We start from the raw sequence: 22,182 nt of genomic DNA, 5'->3' as shown, positions 1-22,182 counted from the left end.
TTCCACTATACCAAAGAAGCAGGTGCCTTTTCTTGTTTAAAGGCAATAGTCAAGGAACAAAGTTGATTGTTCTTAAAGCTTTAATAGACCTAAAACAAGGTCGATTTTCAAGGTGCGAAAGTTGAGTGAATAAGATAGGGAGTACCATCCGCAGCACGTTTATCAGAGACAATTCCAACATGATGAAATCCATCTAGAAATAAGACAATATCTCCAGGTTGCCACTCTTTCAAATTTTCCATGTCTCCTGGTACTAATTCTGTTGTTAAACTTTCAGCATACCTTTCAAAAAAAACATATTGATTAGGTACTCGACGGAAATCGATATTTGGATCAGGCGCACCCCCTACACGTGGGTACAAACGCGTGTTAGTCGCAATATCGGCGTCCATGGCATCCTTCAAAAAAATATTTGCTCCCAATAATCCACGCCAGATTACATCTGTACACACCCCTTCATCATCCGGGGGATAGCCACCATCATAATAATTGCTTTCATAACGGGTTCGCTGCTCAACCTCTTTTCGTGCAGCTTCAACAATATCAATTGGGTCTGGTATCTGATTCTCATTTCGATCGATATTAGCATATGTAGCTGGAATCTCAACCTTCTGTATAAATGGATTCTCCCAGTGAATCCCCAGATAATCTAGAATAATTCCTTTTCGAAAGAAGACAATAATAGAGAGTAAGAAAATAAATAAAAGGATGATAATTTTTGTTTTTTTCTTCACAATCTTCACCTCATTATAAGCACAGACGATTGATGCGCAAAAAAGTTTCAAGTGAATTTCAAAAATCAATAAAATTATTATTGATGTATATCTTTACAACCTCATGATTATAATAAAATTTTTATTAAAAGAGTGATAAAGTAAGAAATTGTGAAATTTTCTTAAAAATTTACGCAATTCCAGAAAATATTATTGTTTTTTCAGAAAAATAGTTGTATGATAGCATTTGTTGATTATTTTTATCGTCTAAGGAGTAGCTTTTTTTATGAAGAACAATCTATCTTTTTCATCTTATTCTGTTATAGGAGTTATGCTATTTGCTCTATTTTTCGGAGCAGGAAACTTAATTTTCCCAGCACAACTCGGACAGAATGCTGGGACAAACTTTTGGCCAGCCGTCATCGGCTTTTTAACTACTGGTGTTGGACTTCCTTTACTTGGTATTTTAGCAATGGGCTTTTCTGGAAGTTCCAATTTGCAGGATTTAGCAAGTCGTGTTCATCCGATATATGGAGTATTTTTTACTTCATTATTGTACTTAACAATCGGACCTTTCTTTGCAACACCGCGAACCGGGACTGTTGCATTTGATATTGGAATTTCTCCTTTTGTGGGAGAAGAATTTTCACAACTTGGACTCTTTATTTTCACGCTTATTTTCTTTGGAATTACATTATGGTTATCACTAAATCCAGCGAAAATAGTAGACAGAGTTGGAAAAATATTATCACCAGGAATCATTATTTTATTATTTGTATTATTGATTATGTCGATTATAAGCCCAATCGGCTCTATTGAAGGACCTCAAGATGCTTACATTAACGGGGCGTTTAGCAAAGGCTTTCTTGAAGGTTACAATACGATGGATGCCCTTGCTTCACTCGTTTTTGGAATTATTGTTATTAATGCGATTCGCGCATTAGGTGTCACTTCTAAAGGAGAGATTTTAGCAGCCACCATTAAGACGGGGATTGTAGCAGTATCTTTGCTCGCATTAATCTATGTCGGCATCACCTATTTAGGAGCTACGACGACAGAACGTTTTGGTTTATTCGACACAGGTGGTCCAGTATTAAGCAATGCTTCTTCGTACTATTTTGGAACATTCGGTTCATTACTGCTCGCTATTTTGATCACACTTGCATGCATGACAACTAGCATCGGCTTAATAACAGCTTGTGGAGAATACTTTCATACGTTACTTCCAAAAGTTAGCTATCAAGTATTGGTGATTATTTTCTCTCTATTATCGTTTGTAATTGCCAACTTTGGATTAGCAAATATCATTACGTTTTCCATCCCAGTGTTGATGTTTTTGTATCCACTTGCCATCACACTTATGATGTTAACTTTCATTTCGCCATTCTTTAACCATGCGAGATTAGTGTATGTAGCAGCGACTTTAGTTGCCTTCTTAATTAGCATTATCGATGGCTTTAAAACTTTATGTGATTCACTGGAGATCTCTTACTTTAGATGGTTGGAGCCGATTATCTCCTTTTATAAACAAACATTGCCTTTCTATGAACATGGGCTAGGCTGGCTTATTCCGGTTGTGATTACAATTGTTATAACAGGAGTTATCTCCCGTTTTCAAAAAGCGGAAACCATTTTGGTAAAATAAAACTTATAAAATGAAACCAGCCCTAATACAAGAGCTGGTTTCTGCGCGTAAACAAGCCGTTTACTTTTCTTTCTTATTAACTTCATGTATGATAAAGACTGATTCATTTATAGATAAAGGAGTGGTCGAGATGACAAAAAAAGGATACATACAAATGCAAGACGGAAAGAAAATTGAATTTGAATTATACCCAAATGAAGCACCGGGTACGGTAGCTAATTTCGAAAAGCTGGCAAATGAAGGCTTTTATAATGGCTTAACTTTTCACCGTGTCATCCCTGGCTTTGTTAGCCAAGGCGGTTGCCCAGTTGGGAATGGAACAGGTGGACCAGGATATACAATAAAGTGTGAAACTGCTGGCAACCCTCATAAACATGAAGTAGGATCTTTATCAATGGCTCATGCTGGAAAAGACACTGGCGGGAGTCAATTCTTCATTGTTCATGAACCTCAGCCACATTTAAATGGCGTTCACACTGTTTTTGGCAAAGTCACTTCCGGAATGGAGACCGTTCTTAACCATAAACAAGGCGATGTGATGGAGAAGGTCGAAGTATTTGATGCATAAAGAAAGAGAGCCAGAGGCTCTCTTTTAGAATATCGGCAAAAGGCATCGAGAGATAATCCTTTCAATGCCTTTTCTTCATTTTGGACGAACCAGTCATCGCATTGCCCAAATGACAACACGACGATTTTCCTTATTTTGCTGTCCTTCTGGCCCATTCAGATATAAAATCAGCGGCCCAAACAAGGATTATATAACAGAAGAGCAGCAACGTTATATCGGAATAGTGGAAGAAGCTCATACTGAGCTTAAATTGCTGACCAAGTCCTCCAGCACCAACGAAACCAACAATGATTGTCGTCCTCATGATAACCTCCCAGCGATAAAGAATGTACGTAAGAAATTGTGGGAGGACAGAAGGGAGGACACCGTACATTAGTATTTGCCCCTTGCCTGCACCGGATGAAGCTAAATGGCGAATGGGTCTAGCATCCAAATCCTCTACAACTTCAGCACATAGTTTTCCCAATATACCAAAATTATGGAGCGCTAATGCAATGGCTCCAGGTAAAATCCCAGGTTTAAATATAAAGATGATCATCATCGCCCAAACCAATTCAGGGATTGCCCTACTAAATATATAGCTGACACGAATGATTGCGAAGGAGGCCCAGTTATACCAACGCCTTGTTAAAGTTAATTTTCCATTCGCAACATTCCTCGCAGCAGGCAAAACGGTCAAAAACATGAGCACAGTGGAAAAACCGATCGCCATGATACTCATCCGCAACGTATCATAGGTCAAGGAAATCGCTGTCTTCCAGCTTTCTCTATTAAAAAAAGCCGGATATTCATCACCTAAACCAAACATATTGGCAAAAAACTTCTTGGCAAACTCTAGATTTTTTGCTGAAAAAAGCTCTATTATGCTTGCTCTATCGATAAAATAAATATAGCACCATGCTCCTACCAGCAGGCCAACTGTAAGAAAGGAGGAAAAAGGAATAAACCAATGTTTAGTGGAATGAGTCAATTTATGTCTTAATTGACTGCTCCACCAATCGATTAAGACAACTATAACAATTAAAAAGAAAATAAAAGTCCAGACCTCATCGTAATGTAAATCATCGAGAGACAGTTGAATTTGATATCCTAGTCCGCCAAGGCCGACAAAGCTCATGATCGCGGAAGAACGTATCCCACATTCAAACCGGTACATCGTATAGCTCAGCATTCCAGTTTTCACAATCGGAAAGTAACCGTAAAAAAACAATTGCCATCTTGATGCACCAGTTGATTTCAAAGCTTGAATAGGCTCTTCCGGAACATCTGCAAGCATGTCTGCGAAAATTCTCCCTAATATTCCGCCAAAGGGGAGAGCAAGGGCGAAAATAGCAGCAAAAGGACTAAGACCGAATGATGCGACAAATAACCATGCCCATACTAATTCATGAATCGCTCTTAGAAATCCAAGAACTCCCCGAAAAATCGTTTTAAAAAGGGAACCGAGCGGTCCAGCTTCAAAAAATATCCCCGATGCTAGTATTCCGAGAATAAAAGCTATGACAATAGCAAGTCCAACTCCTGCCACTGCATAGGATAAGGTGTTCCAAGTAGATTGAATTGCCAGTAGGATAATCTCCTTCGATAAATCAGGCTGAAACAGTGCTTCTAAAATCTGGAAGAGAGTGCTTAATCCACCGGAATGGAAAAGATCTTTATCCCAATTAACAGCTAATAAACTCCAAATAAATACCCCGATTAAAATAAGTGTAAGATACGTTTTTTTGTGTGTGCTGAAAAGCTCCGTCCTCATTACACTTTCTCCTTTAACACGTAAAGGGAGGCCAAATCCTTTGCACTCACCTCGTGAGCGGGTAAGTCAAAGTATATCATTCCATCTCTCAAAGCAATGATGCGAGTGAAAAATTTCTTAGCGTATTCAACCGAATGCAAGCTCGTAATTAATGTTTGTTTTTCTTCATGTACCAGCTTTGTTAATATCGCTAACACATCTTCGGCTCTTGCAGGATCAAGTGATGCGACTGGTTCATCCGCCAAAATAATTTCTGGTTTTTGGACGAGGAGGCGAGCAAGAGCAACACGCTGTTGTTCACCACCAGACAAATTTAACGTTTTTTCTGACCATTTATCTCCTAAACCAACTCGTTCCAATGCATTCATCGCCAAAATCTTCTCTTGCGGATAGATTAAAGAGAGGAGGGATTTAAATAAACCCCAATCGGCAAGCTTTCCTGCTAAAACATTGTGAATGACAGGCAATTGGTCGACTAAATCAAATTGTTGACGAATCATCCCAATTTTTTTTGCAAGCATTTTTCGATTTTGCATTTCCTTAAAGCTTAATTGATCTAGCCATAATTCGCCTTCATCCGGCTTGATAAAGGTGGCTAGCGTATTAAGGAGGGTTGTTTTCCCAGAACCGCTTGGACCAATTAAAGCTACTTTTTCACCTTTTTTAATAGAGAAAGAGAGGGAAGATAAGGCTATCTTCCCTTCAAACTGAATCCTTAAATTTCTCGCTTCGATAATATTGCTAGATGCCACTGCATCCTCACCCCAATTACTTCGTTGCTTTACTTAATAATACCTAGTTCCTTTGCCACTTTTTCGATGGCATCATAATTTTCATTTGATGTTTCGATAAATTTATCTGTTTCAAAGATATCCAGCATTTCTTTTTGTGCTTCACCCATTGAAAGAAGGGCCTTTTTTACTTTTTCCTTTGTGCCTGCTCCAAATACATCATCAACCGTATTTATTGTCCAATTATAATCATAGTAAGCCGGTGTAGTATAAAATACATCTACTTTGTTGAGATCCACTTTACCTTCTTTTACAGCACCTTCCCAAACAGCTTCATTTAATGCTCCTGCTTGAAAGGTTCCCGACTCTACTAACTTATAAGTTTTATCGTGTGAGCCTGAATAATTCGGTTCACCTGCTAAATCTTCCTCAGGTTCAATTCCATTTTCTAACATATAATATCTCGGCATTAAATGGCCAGATGTCGAGCTTTCACTCCCAAAAGTGAAGCTTAATCCTTTAATATCCTCAATCCCGTCGAGCTTCAGGTCTTTTTGCGCCACAAAAACAGAATGGAATTCTTCATCTCGAGGTCTTTGTGCAATCGCTTCTGCACCTTCAACAAGGCTCATTGCTTGTACACTTGTTAAGCCGCCAAACCATGCAAGTTGAACTTCTCCACGCTCAAAAGCAGTAACGAGAGCAGCGTAATCAACTGATGGAACAAATTTGACATCTAATCCTGTTTCACTTGCCAAATACTCAGCAATTTGCTCCATGCTTCTATTTAACTCCGCTGCATTTTGGTCGGGAATAGCGCCAATATTAAAAACTTTATTGGAATCTACTTCTGTTTCTTCTTTATCGTTTTGTGAGCATGCCGAAAGAGCAAGCACTATTAATAGAGAAAAAGATAAAATTAATCGTTTTTTCATTTTTTATCCTCCTGCTGTTTAATTCTTGACCAATGTAATTATAGTGGATTCAACAGTGAATTAATAGAGATTTTCGGTATGTTCATATCTATATTATCGATAATTACAATTAAGAATAAACTATTTTTCCGATATAAAAAAAGGGATTTATAGTGGGTGAAAGCTATAAAGTAACGTGGAAATCAATAGCATTTTGCGCAAACAAAAAAGCAAGTGAAGGAGAACAATTTCATTTCTCTCCACTCGCTTTACTATTTTTAAGAAAATTGAACTACCGTTACAACAATTGCTGCGCCCATTTTTCAACATCCCAGATTTTTGTGACCCAATCTTCATAAAAATCTGGTTCATGACAAACGAGTACAACTGTCCCTTTATATTCCTTTAAAGCTCGCTTTAATTCAGCCTTCGCATCAATATCAAGATGGTTCGTTGGTTCGTCAAAGAGAAGCCAGTTACTTTCGTGCATTTGCAGTTTACACAGACGCACTTTCGCCTGCTCACCGCCGCTTAATTGGTTCATAGGTCTTGAGATATGTTCATTCTTCAACCCGCAACGAGCAAGGGCAGCTCTTACTTGGTGCTGATCCATTCCTGGGAACTCATTCCATACATCATCAATAGGCGTAATATCCTTCGCCTTAACTTCCTGCTCAAAATAAGAAGGGAAGAGGAAATCGCCTCTTTCAAGTTTTCCACTTAAGGGTTTAATGACTCCTAGCATTGTTTTTAATAACGTTGATTTACCGACGCCATTACAACCAACAATGGCGATTTTTTCACCGCGTTCAATGGTCATAGACATCTTTGGTAATAACGGCTGGTCATAGCCAATTTCAAAATCCGTGCCTTCAAATACATAGCGTGAACTGCTACGTGATTCCTTAAAAGAGAATGTCGGTTTGACCGCAGTTTCCGGACGTTCAATCCTTTCTAATCTTTCAAGCTGTTTCTGACGACTTTTTGCGCGCCCTGTCGTTGAATAACGCGCTTTATTCTTCGCAATAAACTCTTCCTGCTTTTTAATAAATTCTTGTTGTTTCTCATAAGCATTAATATGTTGGTTTTTGTTGATTTCAGCTAATTCCAGAAATTTTTCATAGGTTGCAGTATAACGATTCATTTTTGAAAACTCAAGGTGAAAAATAACATTTGAAACTTGGTTCATAAATTCTGTATCATGAGAAATTAGTATGAAGGCATGCGGATATTCTTTCAAATAACCTGCAAGCCAGCGAATATGTTCGACATCCAAAAAGTTTGTTGGTTCATCTAACAAAAGCACCTGGGGTTTTTCTAACAAAAGCTTTGCTAATAGTACCTTCGTTCTTTGTCCGCCACTAAGCGCCGTCACATCCCGCTCCAACCCAATCGCATCTAATCCAAGTCCTCTAGCTGCATCTTCAACTTTTATATCAAGATTATAAAAATCACCAGCATCAAGGCGGTCTTGAATTGCAGCCATCTGCTCCAACAAAGTTTCTAATTCTTCTGGAGTCGCATCTCCCATTTTAGCCGTTACTTCATTTAATTTCTTCTCTTCCTCAAACAATGGAAGAAAGGCATCATTTAAAATATCGCGAATTGTTTTACCGGGTGTTAATACCGTATGTTGATCAAGATAACCATAATGGACGCCAGGTGTCCATTCAACCTTCCCGGAATCATGAATTAACTGCTTCGTTATAATATTCATTAAAGTCGATTTTCCAACTCCATTTGCACCGACAAGACCGACGTGATCTTCGGCTAACAAACGGAAAGAAACATCTTTAAACAGGGTGCGATCCCCGAATGTATGACTCAATTTTTCAACTGTTAATAGGCTCATAAATCTATCCTCACTTGTTCAATTTCTTTTTCAATGTCATATCCATGAATATAATCACTTTATCTATCATACTAAATTCCGCCATTCAAGACTAGATCTTTTGGGTTTGATTCAACATTTGGAAAAAGAATTTTAACATAGTTTTTTGTCCGTTATAGGTGTACTAACAAAAAATATATGTTAAAGTAATGGTATACGAAGCCTTTCGTATCAAGGACAATACAAATATTTTATTGTCCTTCTAGAAAAGACAAATGTATTTCAAGTTTTCGCGAAAATAAGGAGGTAAGCTATCATGTCGAGCAAAAAATTAAACGTTTTTTTACAATCAAATTTGCAGGAATTAAAAGAAAAAGGACTTTACAATGTCATTGATCCCCTCGAAAGTGCAAACGGTCCCATCATTAAAATTAATGGTAGATCGCTGATTAATCTGTCCTCTAATAACTATCTAGGCTTAGCCACTGATACAAAACTGAAAAATGCCGCCTTAGAAGCAATCGAAAAATTTGGTGTTGGTGCAGGTGCGGTTCGAACGATCAACGGTACATTACAATTACATCTTTCTTTAGAAGAAAAGTTAGCAAAATTTAAAAATACAGAAGCTGCTATTGCCTACCAATCGGGCTTTAATTGTAATATGGCTGCGATAAGTGCGGTAATGGATAAAAACGATGCGATTCTTTCAGACGAATTAAACCACGCTTCCATCATTGATGGCTGTCGTTTATCTAAGGCAAAAATTATTCGCTACAATCATTCTGATATGAATGATTTACATGAGAAAGCAAAAGAAGCATCTGAATCTGGGCAATTTAATAAAGTAATGGTTATTACAGATGGTGTCTTTTCAATGGATGGAGATATCGCGAAACTACTGGAAATTGTCGAAATCGCTGAAAAATTTGACTTAATCACATATGTGGATGATGCACATGGGTCCGGTGTCCTCGGCAAAGGAGCAGGTACTGTTAAACATTTTAACCTATCAGATAAAGTCGATTTCCAAATCGGTACATTATCTAAAGCAATCGGAGTTGTAGGTGGGTATGTGGCAGGAAAGCAAGAATTGATTGACTGGTTAAAAGTGCGGAGCAGACCATTTCTTTTCTCCACTTCTTTAACACCTGCAGATGTTGCCGCAAGTATAAAAGCGATTGACATTTTAATGGAAAGCTCAGAGCTTAATGAGCGCTTATGGGAAAATGCTGATTACTTAAAAAAAGGGCTAGCAGCGCTTGGTTTTGACATCGGCGAGAGCGAAACCCCAATTACACCGTGCATTATTGGCGATGAAGTAAAAACACAGAAATTTAGTCAACGTCTAAATGAAGAAGGTGTATATGCCAAATCAATTGTATTTCCAACTGTTCCTAAAGGAACCGGAAGAGTTAGAAATATGCCAACTGCAGCCCATACAAAGGAAATGCTTGATCAAGCACTTTCGATTTATGAAAAGGTCGGAAAGGAAATGGCGCTGATCTAACATTTTCTAGGTTGTGACAAATAAGGATGTAGTAAGGCAAAGGGTGGAGGACAATAGCAATGAAACGAATATTAATTACTGGTGCATTAGGGCAAATTGGTTCTGAATTGACGCTTAAGTTAAGAGAAATATATGGTAGAGATAATGTAATTGCTACAGATATTCGCAAAACGGAAGAAACAGATGGACCATTTGAAATACTCGATGTTTCAGATCAGTTTCGCATGTATGATATCGCCAAAAAGTTTAGAGTGGATACCATTATTCACCTTGCAGCATTACTTTCAGCAACAGCAGAAACAAAACCTATTTTCGCATGGAATTTAAATATGGGCGGACTTGTAAACGCTTTAGAAACAGCAAGAGAATTAAATTGTCAATTTTTTACACCAAGCTCTATTGGTGCCTTTGGACCGTCAACACCGAAGGATGCTACACCACAGGTCACCATTCAGCACCCGACAACGATGTATGGTGTTAATAAAGTAGCTGGTGAGCTGCTTTGCGATTACTATTTTCATAAGTTCTCAGTTGATACGCGGAGCTTAAGATTTCCTGGTTTAATTTCCTACGTTACCCCTCCAGGCGGAGGGACTACTGACTATGCAGTTGAAATCTATTATGAAGCACTTCGTAAACAACAATATACGTCTTATATCGCAAAAGGTACTTACATGGATATGATGTACATGCCAGATGCTTTAAACGCGATCATTCAATTAATGGAAGCTGATCCCACTCGATTAAAGCATCGCAACGCTTTCAATGTCACGGCGATGAGCTTCGATCCAGAAGAAATCGCAAACGAGATCCGCAGCCATATACCGAATTTTGAATTAAATTATCAAGTCGATCCTGTTCGCCAGCAAATCGCTGAAAGTTGGCCAAACTCCATTGACGCAACTGCCGCGAAGGAAGAATGGGGGTTTAAGGCAATATTCGATTTAAAACAAATGACCAATGATATGTTAGAACAGCTTCGTTCAAAATTATAAATCTACTATATTATTGCAAGTGTATGTGAATACGCTTGCTTTTTTGCGCTTATGGCACTGTATAATATTGGCTCATTTGAAAAATGCTAGAGAGGAGATAAATAACTCTAGCTTTTTTTCATTTTTAACGCTACAATATAAACAAAAGTTTAACAATAACAAACTTTTGTTTGAAGCAAAAGGAGGTGGAAGTATGGCAGAACCACTATCAGAAAAGGAGAAATACCTTCTCCAACTGATACGGAAAAATCCGTATATCTCCCAACAGGATCTAGCAAAAGCTTTATCCATATCTCGACCAACTGTAGCAAACTTAATTTCAGGACTGATCAAAAAGGGCCATATTCTTGGTCGTGCCTACGTGTTATCCAAGGATGAACCGATAGTTTGCATCGGTGGAGCGAATATTGATCGGAAGTTCCATGTTAAAGAGAAAGCCCAGTTTGGAACGTCAAATCCCTGCAAATCGACACAAAGCGCTGGAGGTGTGGCACGGAACATCGCTGAAAATTTAGGAAGACTTGGGCTGAATGTTTCATTAATCACTTGTAGTGGACAGGATTCCGATTGGCGTTTTATTAAAGAGGTTTCAGCCCCGTATATGAACTTAGATTTTGTTTCACAAATTTCCAAAGCTTCAACAGGCTCATATACGGCCATTTTAGAAGAAACGGGTGAGATGATCATGGCCCTTGCTGATATGGAAGTATATGAATTTATTACACCAAAATTGTTGGAAAATCATCAATCCTTATTAAGACAAGCAAAATGTATCATCGCCGACTTAAATACACCAAAAGAAGGACTCGATTATCTTTGCCAATTTTCCAGGGAGAATCATAAGGATTTAATTCTTATTCCTGTATCATCTCCAAAAATGAAACGACTACCCAAAAATTTACAAGATGTCACATGGCTAATCACGAATCGCGACGAGTCCGAAGCTTATTTTAATAGAGAGATTAAAGATGCTAAGGATTGGAGCGATGCTTTAGAAAACTGGCTCTCCTTAGGAATCAAAAATGTCATTATTACAAATGGAAAAGACGGTGCTCTTATTGGAAATCGAGAAGAAATACTCTATATACCAGCACTCGAAACGAATGAGGTTATTGATGTGACAGGCGCAGGTGATGCTTTCTCAGCAGCTGTTGTCTATTCATGGCTTGAAGGGAAGAGCATCAAAGAAATCGGAAGGGCCGGAACGATCAATGCATTAAAAACATTGCAATCCCCACACACTGTTCGAGAGGATCTTTCGGCTACAAAATTACAGACAGACATGGAGGAAATATAATGAAATCATATATCGTTTTATCAGAAGAAGTAAAGCAAGCTCAAGAACAAAGAAAACCAATCGTCGCTTTAGAGTCAACGATTATCTCCCATGGCATGCCATATCCACAAAATGTTAAAACTGCTCGTGAGGTCGAACAAATCATACGTGATAACGGAGCAGTCCCAGCAACAATAGCTATTTTAGACGGGAAAATCAAAATCGGTTTGTCTGACGAAGAATTAGAAATGTTCGGTCAAAGCAAAGATGTGGCAAAGGCATCTCGCCGAGACATTCCTTATTTAATTGCAACAAAACAAAAAGGAGCAACAACAGTTGCTGCAACAATGATATGTGCTGACTTGGCAGGGATTCGCATTTTTGTAACAGGAGGAATCGGCGGCGTACATCGCGGTGCTGAAACAACAATGGATATTTCTGCTGATTTAGAGGAATTAGCGAACACGAATGTCGCTGTCGTTTGTGCTGGAGCAAAATCTATTCTAGATTTGGGATTAACAATGGAATATTTAGAAACGAAGGGCGTGCCTGTTATTGGCTACCAAACAGAGCGGCTTCCTGCGTTCTATACTAGAGAAAGCGAATATTTTGTTAACTTCCGTGCAGACAAAGCAGAAGAAATTGCGGATACTTTAAAAGCGAAATGGGAATTAAATTTAAAAGGGGGAGTTGTCATTACAAACCCGATTCCTGAAGAATACGCAATGGATGAAAAGGTAATAACAGATGTGATCAATAAGGCACTTAAGGAAGCGGAAGAAAATCAGATTACAGGGAAGGAATCTACACCATTTCTACTGGCAAAAGTTAAAGAATTAACAGGTGGAAAAAGTCTTGAAACCAATATTGAATTAGTTAAAAATAATGCTCGCCTTGGAGCTGAAATTGCTGTTAGCTTTAATAATAAGTAAAACGCAATTTATCTTCGTCATCGCTTCACAACGATAAAGAGGGCTATTCTTTCAATAACAGGAAGGTCCTGTTGGACTTATCATATTAATTTTAACAGGTGCCTGAAGTGGATTCTGCTTTAACTCCTTGCGCTAACGCAGATCTACTCATTAAAAGAATTGCCGATCACAACGAAAATTATCATTTCATAAATAACAATAAAAAGGTGAAATCACCAGGATTTCACCTTTTTACATAAATAAGCTTTTCTTGTTTTTCTCTTACTTTCCCAACAATTGCCGCATCAAACAGCTTGTGCTCATGTAAAGCAGATAAATAAGCTGTCGCATTATCCGCAGGCAATGATACGAGTAGTCCCCCTGAGGTAATCGCATCGCATAAGATCATTTGTTCTTCGAGCTCCAAACCTTCATAATACACATCATTTTCAAGCCAGTTATGATTCGATTTCGAGCCACCTGGAATAATTCCTAGTTTGGCTAACTCATAAGTACCCGCAAGCACTGGTACAGAGCTGTAGGAAATCTCAAAGCTCACATTGCTTCCTCTAGCCATTTCACTTCCATGTCCGAGTAAGCCAAACCCTGTAACATCTGTAACTGCATGCGGAGAAAAGGGATGAAGAAGTTCTGCAGCCTGTTTATTTAAAGTTGCCATCACTTTTGTAACATTTTTTTCCTGTTCTACTGTGACCGCTTTTCTTTTAATCCCTGTCGTCATAATGCCGACACCAAGTGGTTTCGTCAATACAAGCAAATCTCCAGGCTTAGCACCAACATTTTTCCAAACCTTCTCTGGATGGACGAGGCCAGTAACAGAAAGACCGAACTTTGGTTCTTGATCATCAATTGAATGCCCACCGATCGTAACAGCTCCAGATTCAACTACTTTATCACTAGCTCCTCGCAATATATCAGCAAGAATATCTGGACCAAGCTTTTTCACCGGATAACCAACAATATTCAAGACCGTCTTTGGCGTACCACCCATAGCGTATACATCACTTAATGCGTTAGCCGCTGCAATTTGACCAAACATATATGCATCATCAACAATCGGTGTAAAATAGTCCAATGTTTGCACAAGTGCAATTTCGTCGGTTAATTTAAACACACCGCCATCATCAGATGTTTCATGACCTACGATTAATTCAGGGATCGGATCGTGCTTCGGTAATAAACGCAAAACTTGCGTTAAGTCCTCAGGACCAATTTTACAGCCTCAACCAGCTTTACTAGATAAGGAAGTAAGGCGAATAACTTCTTCTTTACTCACATTGTCCACCTCCATAATCAAGTATAACTCTTTGTCACTTGATTTCATAATAATTGAGGCTGCTTAAATGTTCATCTCTATATACTAGTATTTCATTAATAGGGCTACTAATTGATAGCCACCACCAATCGTCCAGAACAGAATCTTATCTCCTCTTTTAATCCTTCCATTCTCAATTCCATCGTATAGAGCAAGGAGGGGACTAGTAGTGCCTGTATAGCCAAAACGGTCTCCTACGTACATGAGCTTATCTTCATCTAATTGGTAATGCTCCTGAATGGTCTTAATATTACTAATCGAAAATTGGGAAAAACAATAGGCATCTAAATCAGTAATGGTCATGTTATTACGTGAGAGCATAGTTTCAAACATCTGATAGGTTGGAGGCATCGCAATACTCCCATCAAAGGGTACCCATACCATTGATTGCTCTTCATTTTTTTTAATGGCATTCGAAAGACCTGTACGAGGGAAGTTCGTATTGCTATAGGTAACAGAATCTGTAAAGTATATTGAATCAATGAAACCAGTCTCTTCCTCCGTTTTTTCCAAAATAATAGCACATGCTGAATCACCAAAATTAGCAAATGAAATTTCTTCATCCGGATTAGCCATTAATGTATTATAATCAGAACCGACAACAAGAGCTTTTTGAACAAAAGGGTTAGCTTGCATATAGCGTGAAGCTTGATCAATTGCAACAAGCATCCCGGCGCAATTAGCATTTGTATCCATTGTTAAAGTACTATGTTTGCCATGTAATTTATGATGAAGCTGTATCGCATTCGAAGTAGCTAAATATTCAGGTGTTTGTGAGGAGAATATAATCATATCTAAATCTTCACCTGAAAGATGGGATTTTTCCAAGACAAGCTTTGACGCTTCATAAGCCATTGTTAAACTATTTTCATTGTCATTATCAATCATATATCGAGATTTGCGACCGAGGATATTTTCAATAAAATGTTTAGAATCATTTCCTCTACTCTTAAAATGTTCAAAAAAATAATCATTTTCAACAGCATTAGAAGGATGATAGATAGCAATGTCTTTTATTTTAATATTTGTCATATTTAAATTACAACCTCCCATAAATTAAAAAACAAGACCACGAGAGTCTTGTCGGCCAAATCAATCAATCTTATTTAATTTTTCTTTGTTAAAACTAAATAATAAGAGTATTTCAAATCGTTCTTTTTGCATTAAAAGCTTTTAAATTTCTTTTACTTCAGCATTTGTGAAATTCGTATTTTTAAAGATTCTATTTAACTGCATTTTTAAGATTGGACTTTTCTTTATAGTAACAACCAATTTTTGAAATCCTGACTGCTGATACATGCGAATCGTGTTTTCCATCGCAGGAACCATTTCTTGTGTTAAAACATCCATATCTGTTGAATCAGCATTTAACGTATATTCCTTAGGATCTATACTTTTTACTTTTGCAGAATAATCTGCTAGAAACTCTTGCACTTGTTCAGGAGTAAATGTTCCTACAACCACCAAATCAATTGTCTTAGTTGCTTTGTTTACCTTGATAGAGAAAGATCCTTCTTTTGCCATTTACAAAACTCCTTCGCATTAATATTTATCTTACTGACTGTAATTATACGAAATGAAGAATAGGCTGTGAATGCCATTCACAACGAAAAAAAGAATTAAAATAAAATTTCTTCAAAAAATAAGGTATTTTGAACTACTTAATAAATCGAACAAGGGTATTAAGTACTATTTTTATTAAAATAGCAAATTAACCGTAATTATTTTAAAATAGAAAGTGAACTTTTTGTGAATTTTTTGTGAAAGGAGAGGGATTATGAAAAGCTATTCTATTGCTGTTGAATTTTGTATGCAATGAAACTATGCACCGAAAGCCGCGAGTTTCGCGGAAGATTTATTTAGCCATTTTCGTGCAAATATAAAAGAGATGCAACTTATTCCAAGTTCTGGTGGTGCTTTTGAAATAACTGTCAACGGTAAAACGATTTATTCCAAACTCGAAACTGGTGTTTTTCCAAAAAATTCCGAAGTGATTAAAAAAATCGAGTGCATGCAATGAAAAAGCCCTACAATAGGGCTTTTTCATGAATTTAATAAGCGGTAAATTGGTTCATACCAAATTTTTCATATCCATAAAGCAAATGCCACCAGTTAACTCCCCTTATCTACCATAAGGTAATTCTCATTTGGAACAATATAACAGCAGGAGAGAATGACTAAAGGTTGGCGTGATTTTTGTTATTTCAATTTTTACTGGAATTAGACTAACTATCGGGCTCTAATGACTACCGAAAATTGCACAATTTTTTTCATAATGGTCATAAATTAAAATGATATAATGAGGGTGATAGAAGATGATGGAGGAATTTTGATGAAGAAAACTGTTCGTTTTTTACCACCGATCCATGAATTGCAAAAAGATCCTCGTTTTATCAATTTACTTGATGCATTTACAATACATGAAGGACATTTGACAACAATGCTAAAAGCAGTACTTGAGGAGACCCGAACGCAAATTTTAGCAGAGACTTGGAATGGGCCACTGCCAGACAGCGTTGACTTTTGTGAAGACTTATTTAACATATTACAAAAAAAATTACATGCTCAGTTTCAATATACATTAAAAAAAGTCATCAATGGAACTGGAACGATTTTACATACGAATTTAGGAAGAGCACGCTTAAGTAATAAAGCAATTGAACATGTAGTGGAAACAGCGCAGTCATATTCCAATTTAGAATACAATCTTAACGAAGGAGAAAGGGGTTCTCGCCATTATCATGTAGAGGCTTTGATCAAAGACATAACCGGAGCAGAGGCTGCGATGGTAGTTAATAACAACGCGGCAGCCGTGTTTCTCGTTTTGCGGGAATTAGCTGCAAACAAAGAAGTTATTGTCTCTCGTGGAGAACTAGTCGAAATTGGAGGTTCCTTTCGAATCTCATCTATTATGGAAGAAAGTGGAGCTACCCTTGTTGAAGTAGGAACAACGAACAAAACCCATTTATTCGATTATGAACGTGTTTTAAATGAGAACACTGCGATGGTCATGAAAGTTCATACAAGCAACTTTAAGGTAATTGGCTTTACGAAATCCGTCTCAACTGAAGAGCTAACTATATTAACAAAAACGCGCGACGATCTTATTTTTTATGAGGATTTAGGAAGTGGCGCACTCTATAATTATCAGCAGCATGGAATCGGTTCAGAGCCGGTTGTAAGTGAAGTATTAAAAAGAGGAGCTGATCTAGTTTCCTTTAGTGGCGACAAGCTTCTTGGCGGCCCCCAAGCCGGGATTATTGTAGGAAAGAAACAGCTTATTGAGCGATTAAAGAAAAATCAACTGGCACGTGTTGTTCGTGTCGATAAAATGACTTTAGCAGCGTTAGAAGGCACTTTAATGGACTATTTACTTGGGGAAAGCGCGCTAAAAAATATCCCTGTTGTTCGAGACTTACTTACGACTAAAGAAGAAATAAAAGAACGAGCCATTCAGTTTATAAATGAATTGCAAAAACGAACTGCTTCATATTCAATTCGACTTGCTGAGGATGAAAGCCAGGTAGGAGGAGGGACGATGCCAGAGGTAAAACTACCAACATTTGTTTTAGTGCTACAGCATCATGCTTATTCAGCTGAAAAATTAGCTTCTAAGTTACGGACTGAACATAATCCCGCGATCATCGTTAGAACCCAAAAGGAAGAAACCCTTATCGATCTTCGTTGCATTACGAAGGAAGAAGAAAACATTCTCTTAGAAGCATTAGTTTCAATGTAAAGAAAACCATGGACTGAAAATCACTTTAAGATTTCAGTCCATTTTCTCGCTTTGCACACAACAAGTAGTCCTAGGCAAATTTGACAGTGAAATTAGCAAGTGAACAAGACGTCCAACCGGGTTCAACGATTCGAATTTTTTATAACGCTCTGTTTTTTATACTTACATGTCATGATGCTGGTTGTTCTTTTGACGCGTGTGGTTGCGATTTTTAACTTTTTTCGAACCACTTAACGGCTCTGGCTGACTTGAATTTTCTCCCTTTGGAGCTTTTTTCCGTATATCATTTCCATCATTTTTATTCATACCACTTATCCCTCCTAGTATTAGAATGCTGCCTTTACCTTTCAATTATTCCGCATATTTTCATGTAAGGTTGTACATTTTAACGAGAGAAGACATAATTTCATAAACCTTATCGTAGAAGAATTTTATAGATGAAGGGAGTATTCAACATTGCCGTATCATAAAAATAAGCAGCAAGCGTTTCAAGCAGCTCAACAAGGAGTGAATGAGGCGCAGGAACTTTACCATGAAATCGTGAAAGATAGTGCTAGTTACGGGCACCAGCTCAAACATCTAAAGGAAGAAATAAATGAAGCATTACAGCAAATAGAGAATGCATTAGAGGTTGCTTCAGAACATCAGAAATCACAGCTTGAGCAATTTCGACAAGATGTTACAGCGATTGCAAATGAGGTAAACGAAGCGGAATATTAAAAAGGCGTGTGAAATAAAAGTTTCACACGAAATGAGCCAAAAATTGTTCTCTCAACCATATTGTTTAACAAAACCATTAAAAAGAAGAACAGCAACTTGCTGTTGGAATGACATGAAAGCAGGATTACCATAAATATTAGTGCTCTCGGCGCATTGGGCGAATGTATCGCCAATCATTGCGCCGAACACCTTAATAGTAATAAATTATTGATTCTTCTTACGTTTTTTATTGTTTTGTTTTTGAGCTGCTGTCAATGGTTCATTCGCTTGCGCTTCATGATAACCAGCTCCTTTTCCTTGAGCACCAGCTGCGTTCATTCCCTCAATAATATGATTCGCTCTTCTCTTAACCAATTCAAGTCACCTCCATTTTTTACTTTTTCCTATCTTTGCCTAGGCATACAAAATTCTTGTAAAAAAAGTATAAACACTATTTTGTAATAACAACGACTCGTTTCTCTTTTTTTAAAATTAACAAATAAATTGTATTTTCACCCTATTTACACTGTAAATCTGAAATAAAATAAGAAAAACTTATCAAAAACGATAACTTTCTTGTTATTTACTTATGTAGAAGACTGTATTAATATAGGGATTGTAGAAAAGTTCGGATGGGAGCAAATATTCAAACTTTTCAAAAGCGGTATATGATGATGAGGGGGAATTCATATGTCAAAAAACGATGTTTATAGCGCTCGCAAATCATTTGAGCTGAATGGAAAGCGCTATAACTATTACAAATTAGGCGCACTTGAAGAAGCTGGGATTGGTAACATTTCAAAACTACCATATTCTATCAAAGTTTTACTAGAATCAGTGCTTCGTCAATATGATGGCCGTGTGATTACAAAAGAGCATGTTGAAAACTTAGCAAAATGGGGGACGGATGAGGTAAAGGAAGTCGATGTACCATTCAAGCCTTCACGTGTCATCCTTCAGGATTTTACTGGTGTACCTGCAGTTGTTGATCTTGCATCACTTCGGAAGGCAATGGCTGACCTTGGTGGGAATCCGGATAAAATCAATCCTGAAAAACCAGTTGATTTAGTAATTGACCACTCTGTACAGGTAGATAAATATGGAACAGCTAATGCACTTCAAGTGAATATGGATCTTGAATTTGAACGTAATGCTGAACGTTATCAGTTCTTAAGCTGGGCACAAAAAGCATTTGATAACTACCGTGCAGTACCGCCTGCAACAGGTATTGTTCACCAAGTAAACTTAGAGTTTTTAGCAAATGTTGTTCATGCAGTTGCTGGTGAAAATGGTGAATTTGAAACATTCCCAGATTCATTAGTCGGTACTGACTCTCATACAACAATGATCAATGGAATCGGCGTTCTTGGATGGGGCGTTGGCGGTATTGAAGCTGAAGCAGGAATGCTCGGACAACCTTCATACTTCCCAGTTCCTGAAGTAGTTGGTGTTAAGTTAACAGGCGAACTTCCTAACGGAGCAACAGCAACAGACCTTGCCCTAAAAGTAACACAAGTGCTACGTCAACATGGAGTAGTAGGGAAATTCGTAGAATTCTTCGGTCCTGGCGTTGTCTCACTTCCATTAGCTGATCGTGCAACCATTGCAAATATGGCTCCTGAGTATGGGGCTACTTGTGGATTCTTCCCAGTAGACAATGAATCCCTAGATTATATGCGTTTAACTGGACGCTCTGAAGAGCAGATTCAAATTGTTGAAGCATACTGCAAAGCAAACGGATTGTTCTTTGATCCAAGCTTAGAGCCTATATACACTGATGTCATTGAAATCAACCTTGCGGAAATTGAAGCAAATCTTTCTGGTCCTAAGCGTCCGCAAGATTTAATCCCACTTTCTCAAATGAAGACAGAATTCAATAAGGCTTTAACTGCACCACAGGGGAATCAGGGCTTTGGTTTAGAACCAGCTGAGCTGGAAAAAGAAGTAACCGTTCAATTGGATAACGGCGAAGAGGTAACGATGAAAACAGGTGCGATTGCAATTGCTGCAATTACAAGCTGTACAAATACATCAAACCCATACGTTCTCGTTGCTGCCGGTTTAGTAGCAAAAAAAGCAACAGAATTAGGACTTGAAGTGCCTAAATATGTAAAAACATCCTTAGCACCAGGGTCAAAGGTTGTAACAGGATACTTGCGTGATTCCGGATTACTTCCATACCTTGAAGAGCTTGGCTATAATCTTGTTGGATATGGGTGCACAACGTGTATCGGGAATTCAGGACCATTAAAGCCTGAGCTTGAAAAAGCGATTGCTGATAACGATTTATTAGTAACATCCGTTCTTTCAGGTAACCGTAACTTCGAAGGACGTATCCATCCACTTGTTAAAGGAAACTACTTAGCTTCACCACCATTAGTAGTTGCTTATTCATTAGCCGGAACCGTTGATATTGACCTTCAAAAAGAATCGCTTGGTAAGGACAAAGATGGAAATGATGTCTTCTTCAAGGATATTTGGCCATCAACGGCTGAAGTAAATGAAGTGGTTAGTCGCACTGTTACTCCTGAGCTATTTAAAGCAGAATATGAAAACGTATTTAGTGACAATGAGCGTTGGAACGCAATCAAAACAAGCAATGAACCATTATATTCATTTGATGATAAATCAACGTATATTCAAAACCCACCATTCTTTGAAGGTCTAAAGCCTGATCCGGATGAGGTAAAGCCATTATCAGGATTACGCGTTGTCGGTAAATTTGGAGATTCTGTAACAACCGACCATATTTCTCCTGCTGGCGCGATTGGTAAGGATACTCCAGCTGGCAAGTATCTACGTGAAAATGGTGTCGAAATTCGTGACTTTAACTCTTATGGGTCTCGTCGTGGAAACCATGAAGTAATGATGCGCGGTACATTTGCGAATATTCGTATTCGCAACCAAATCGCACCTGGTACAGAGGGTGGTTACACAACTCACTGGCCAACCGGTGAAGTAACCTCTATATATGATGCTTGCATGAAGTATAAAGAAGAAGGAACAGGTCTAGTTGTACTTGCTGGTAAAGATTACGGAATGGGATCATCTCGTGACTGGGCTGCTAAAGGGACGAACTTACTTGGAATTAAGACGGTAATTGCTGAAAGCTTTGAACGTATTCACCGTTCAAACCTTGCACTTATGGGTGTTCTTCCACTTCAATTTAAAGAGGGAGAAAATGCTGAAGTTCTTGGATTAACAGGTAAAGAAACCATTGATGTTCATATCGATGAAAATGTAAAACCTCGTCAGCTCGTTCAAATAACTGCGACTGCTGAAGACGGAACAAAGAAAGAGTTTGAAGCAATCGTTCGCTTCGATTCTGAAATCGAAATTGATTACTATCGCCATGGTGGAATATTGCCAATGGTTCTTCGTGAGAAATTAACCAACTAAAGAGTATCTAATAAAGAGAGCTGAATCAAAAGGTCGAAATTAGGTACTGCACCCCAGAAGTTAGAGTTAAAAATCTAACCTCTGGGGTGTTTTTGTATGGCAAAATATAGTGAAGAATTTAAATTAAAAATTGTAATGGAATATCTAAGGGGCAAACTAGGATAT

20 protein-coding genes and 1 pseudogene are annotated in these 22,182 nt (G+C 38.0%); 10 read left to right on the top strand and 11 right to left on the bottom strand.

Annotated elements, in window-relative coordinates:
• Nucleotides 1-107: 107 nt before the first annotated feature.
• A complete protein-coding gene (locus PZE06_RS21985; protein WP_151025906.1) occupies nucleotides 108-734 on the bottom strand; it encodes a DUF1287 domain-containing protein in 627 nt (208 codons plus the stop codon).
• Nucleotides 735-999: 265 nt separating this feature from the next.
• On the opposite strand from PZE06_RS21985, the gene brnQ reads away from it, so the two are divergent.
• Both brnQ and PZE06_RS21975 read left to right on the top strand, forming a co-directional pair.
• Nucleotides 1,000-2,358 carry a branched-chain amino acid transport system II carrier protein gene (brnQ, locus tag PZE06_RS21980; protein ID WP_151025905.1) on the top strand — a complete coding sequence of 453 codons (1,359 nt, stop codon included), beginning with the start codon at nucleotides 1,000-1,002 and terminating at the stop codon, nucleotides 2,356-2,358.
• A 130-nt stretch (nucleotides 2,359-2,488) separates the two neighbouring features.
• Entirely contained in the window at nucleotides 2,489-2,926 is a 438-nt protein-coding gene (locus PZE06_RS21975; RefSeq protein ID WP_095313216.1) for a peptidylprolyl isomerase, read from the top strand.
• A 130-nt stretch (nucleotides 2,927-3,056) separates the two neighbouring features.
• On the opposite strand, the gene PZE06_RS21970 is transcribed toward PZE06_RS21975, so the two are convergent.
• From PZE06_RS21970 to PZE06_RS21955, 4 genes are all read right to left on the bottom strand, one after another.
• Nucleotides 3,057-4,679, bottom strand: a complete 1,623-nt coding sequence (locus PZE06_RS21970) for a PhnE/PtxC family ABC transporter permease (protein WP_151025904.1) — start codon at nucleotides 4,677-4,679, stop codon at nucleotides 3,057-3,059.
• Nucleotides 4,679-5,431 carry a phosphonate ABC transporter ATP-binding protein gene (locus tag PZE06_RS21965; RefSeq protein WP_151025903.1) on the bottom strand — a complete coding sequence of 251 codons (753 nt, stop codon included), beginning with the start codon at nucleotides 5,429-5,431 and terminating at the stop codon, nucleotides 4,679-4,681. Before PZE06_RS21965 ends, PZE06_RS21970 begins: the two co-directional genes overlap by 1 nt.
• Nucleotides 5,432-5,460: 29 nt before the next feature.
• Nucleotides 5,461-6,345, bottom strand: a complete 885-nt coding sequence (locus tag PZE06_RS21960; protein WP_151025902.1) for a putative selenate ABC transporter substrate-binding protein — start codon at nucleotides 6,343-6,345, stop codon at nucleotides 5,461-5,463.
• A gap of 277 nt (nucleotides 6,346-6,622) precedes the next feature.
• Nucleotides 6,623-8,176, bottom strand: coding sequence for an ABC-F family ATP-binding cassette domain-containing protein (locus tag PZE06_RS21955; RefSeq protein ID WP_151025901.1), 1,554 nt, complete (start codon nucleotides 8,174-8,176; stop codon nucleotides 6,623-6,625).
• Between the two features lie 295 nt (nucleotides 8,177-8,471).
• Between PZE06_RS21955 and PZE06_RS21950 the strand changes: the two genes are divergently transcribed.
• The 4 genes from PZE06_RS21950 to PZE06_RS21935 all read left to right on the top strand — a co-directional run bounded on the left by PZE06_RS21950 (nucleotide 8,472) and on the right by PZE06_RS21935 (nucleotide 12,865).
• Complete coding sequence (locus tag PZE06_RS21950) at nucleotides 8,472-9,662, top strand: glycine C-acetyltransferase (RefSeq protein WP_151025900.1); 1,191 nt, start codon at nucleotides 8,472-8,474, stop codon at nucleotides 9,660-9,662.
• 59 nt (nucleotides 9,663-9,721) lie between these two features.
• The gene (locus tag PZE06_RS21945) at nucleotides 9,722-10,657 is read left to right on the top strand and encodes an L-threonine 3-dehydrogenase (protein ID WP_151025899.1); all 936 of its coding nucleotides are present in this window, start codon (nucleotides 9,722-9,724) and stop codon (nucleotides 10,655-10,657) included.
• Between the two features lie 193 nt (nucleotides 10,658-10,850).
• Nucleotides 10,851-11,954 (top strand): PfkB family carbohydrate kinase, encoded by a 1,104-nt coding sequence (locus PZE06_RS21940; RefSeq protein WP_151025898.1) that lies wholly within the window; start codon nucleotides 10,851-10,853, stop codon nucleotides 11,952-11,954.
• On the top strand, nucleotides 11,954-12,865 hold the full coding sequence (locus PZE06_RS21935; protein WP_151025897.1) for a pseudouridine-5'-phosphate glycosidase: 912 nt from the start codon (nucleotides 11,954-11,956) through the stop codon (nucleotides 12,863-12,865). Before PZE06_RS21940 ends, PZE06_RS21935 begins: the two co-directional genes overlap by 1 nt.
• A 223-nt stretch (nucleotides 12,866-13,088) precedes the next feature.
• Here PZE06_RS21935 and selD read toward each other — a convergent pair whose 3' ends face one another.
• The 3 genes from selD to PZE06_RS21920 form a co-directional block, all read right to left on the bottom strand.
• A complete protein-coding gene (gene selD, locus PZE06_RS21930) occupies nucleotides 13,089-14,156 on the bottom strand; it encodes a selenide, water dikinase SelD (protein ID WP_191963557.1) in 1,068 nt (355 codons plus the stop codon).
• A gap of 69 nt (nucleotides 14,157-14,225) precedes the next feature.
• The gene (locus PZE06_RS21925) at nucleotides 14,226-15,212 is read right to left on the bottom strand and encodes a ketoacyl-ACP synthase III (protein WP_151025895.1); all 987 of its coding nucleotides are present in this window, start codon (nucleotides 15,210-15,212) and stop codon (nucleotides 14,226-14,228) included.
• Between the two features lie 141 nt (nucleotides 15,213-15,353).
• Entirely contained in the window at nucleotides 15,354-15,704 is a 351-nt protein-coding gene (locus PZE06_RS21920) for a hypothetical protein (protein WP_151025894.1), read from the bottom strand.
• Between the two features lie 307 nt (nucleotides 15,705-16,011).
• Between PZE06_RS21920 and PZE06_RS30165 the strand changes: the two are divergent.
• Both PZE06_RS30165 and selA read left to right on the top strand, forming a co-directional pair.
• A pseudogene (locus PZE06_RS30165) lies at nucleotides 16,012-16,200 on the top strand (Rdx family protein); the annotation flags it as partial.
• A gap of 312 nt (nucleotides 16,201-16,512) precedes the next feature.
• Nucleotides 16,513-17,919 (top strand): L-seryl-tRNA(Sec) selenium transferase, encoded by a 1,407-nt coding sequence (gene selA / locus PZE06_RS21915; protein ID WP_151025893.1) that lies wholly within the window; start codon nucleotides 16,513-16,515, stop codon nucleotides 17,917-17,919.
• A gap of 162 nt (nucleotides 17,920-18,081) precedes the next feature.
• Here the strand turns inward: selA and PZE06_RS21910 are convergent, their stop codons facing one another.
• A complete protein-coding gene (locus PZE06_RS21910; protein WP_151025892.1) occupies nucleotides 18,082-18,225 on the bottom strand; it encodes a small acid-soluble spore protein P in 144 nt (47 codons plus the stop codon).
• Nucleotides 18,226-18,375: 150 nt separating this feature from the next.
• Between PZE06_RS21910 and PZE06_RS21905 the strand changes: the two genes are divergently transcribed.
• On the top strand, nucleotides 18,376-18,639 hold the full coding sequence (locus tag PZE06_RS21905) for a hypothetical protein (protein WP_151025891.1): 264 nt from the start codon (nucleotides 18,376-18,378) through the stop codon (nucleotides 18,637-18,639).
• A 51-nt stretch (nucleotides 18,640-18,690) separates the two neighbouring features.
• On the opposite strand, the gene PZE06_RS21900 is transcribed toward PZE06_RS21905, so the two are convergent.
• Both PZE06_RS21900 and sspO read right to left on the bottom strand, forming a co-directional pair.
• Nucleotides 18,691-18,816, bottom strand: coding sequence for a hypothetical protein (locus tag PZE06_RS21900; protein WP_275792046.1), 126 nt, complete (start codon nucleotides 18,814-18,816; stop codon nucleotides 18,691-18,693).
• Between the two features lie 27 nt (nucleotides 18,817-18,843).
• Nucleotides 18,844-18,993, bottom strand: coding sequence for a small acid-soluble spore protein O (gene sspO, locus PZE06_RS21895; protein WP_151025890.1), 150 nt, complete (start codon nucleotides 18,991-18,993; stop codon nucleotides 18,844-18,846).
• A gap of 315 nt (nucleotides 18,994-19,308) precedes the next feature.
• Between sspO and acnA the strand changes: the two genes are divergently transcribed.
• Nucleotides 19,309-22,017 (top strand): aconitate hydratase AcnA, encoded by a 2,709-nt coding sequence (gene acnA / locus PZE06_RS21890; RefSeq protein WP_151025889.1) that lies wholly within the window; start codon nucleotides 19,309-19,311, stop codon nucleotides 22,015-22,017.
• The last annotated feature ends 165 nt before the right edge of the window (nucleotides 22,018-22,182 follow it).

This window comes from Robertmurraya sp. DFI.2.37 (assembly GCF_029211245.1).
GTDB lineage: Bacteria > Bacillota > Bacilli > Bacillales > Cytobacillaceae > Robertmurraya > Robertmurraya methanolica_A.
This window is presented reverse-complemented; position numbering and strand designations above follow the sequence as displayed.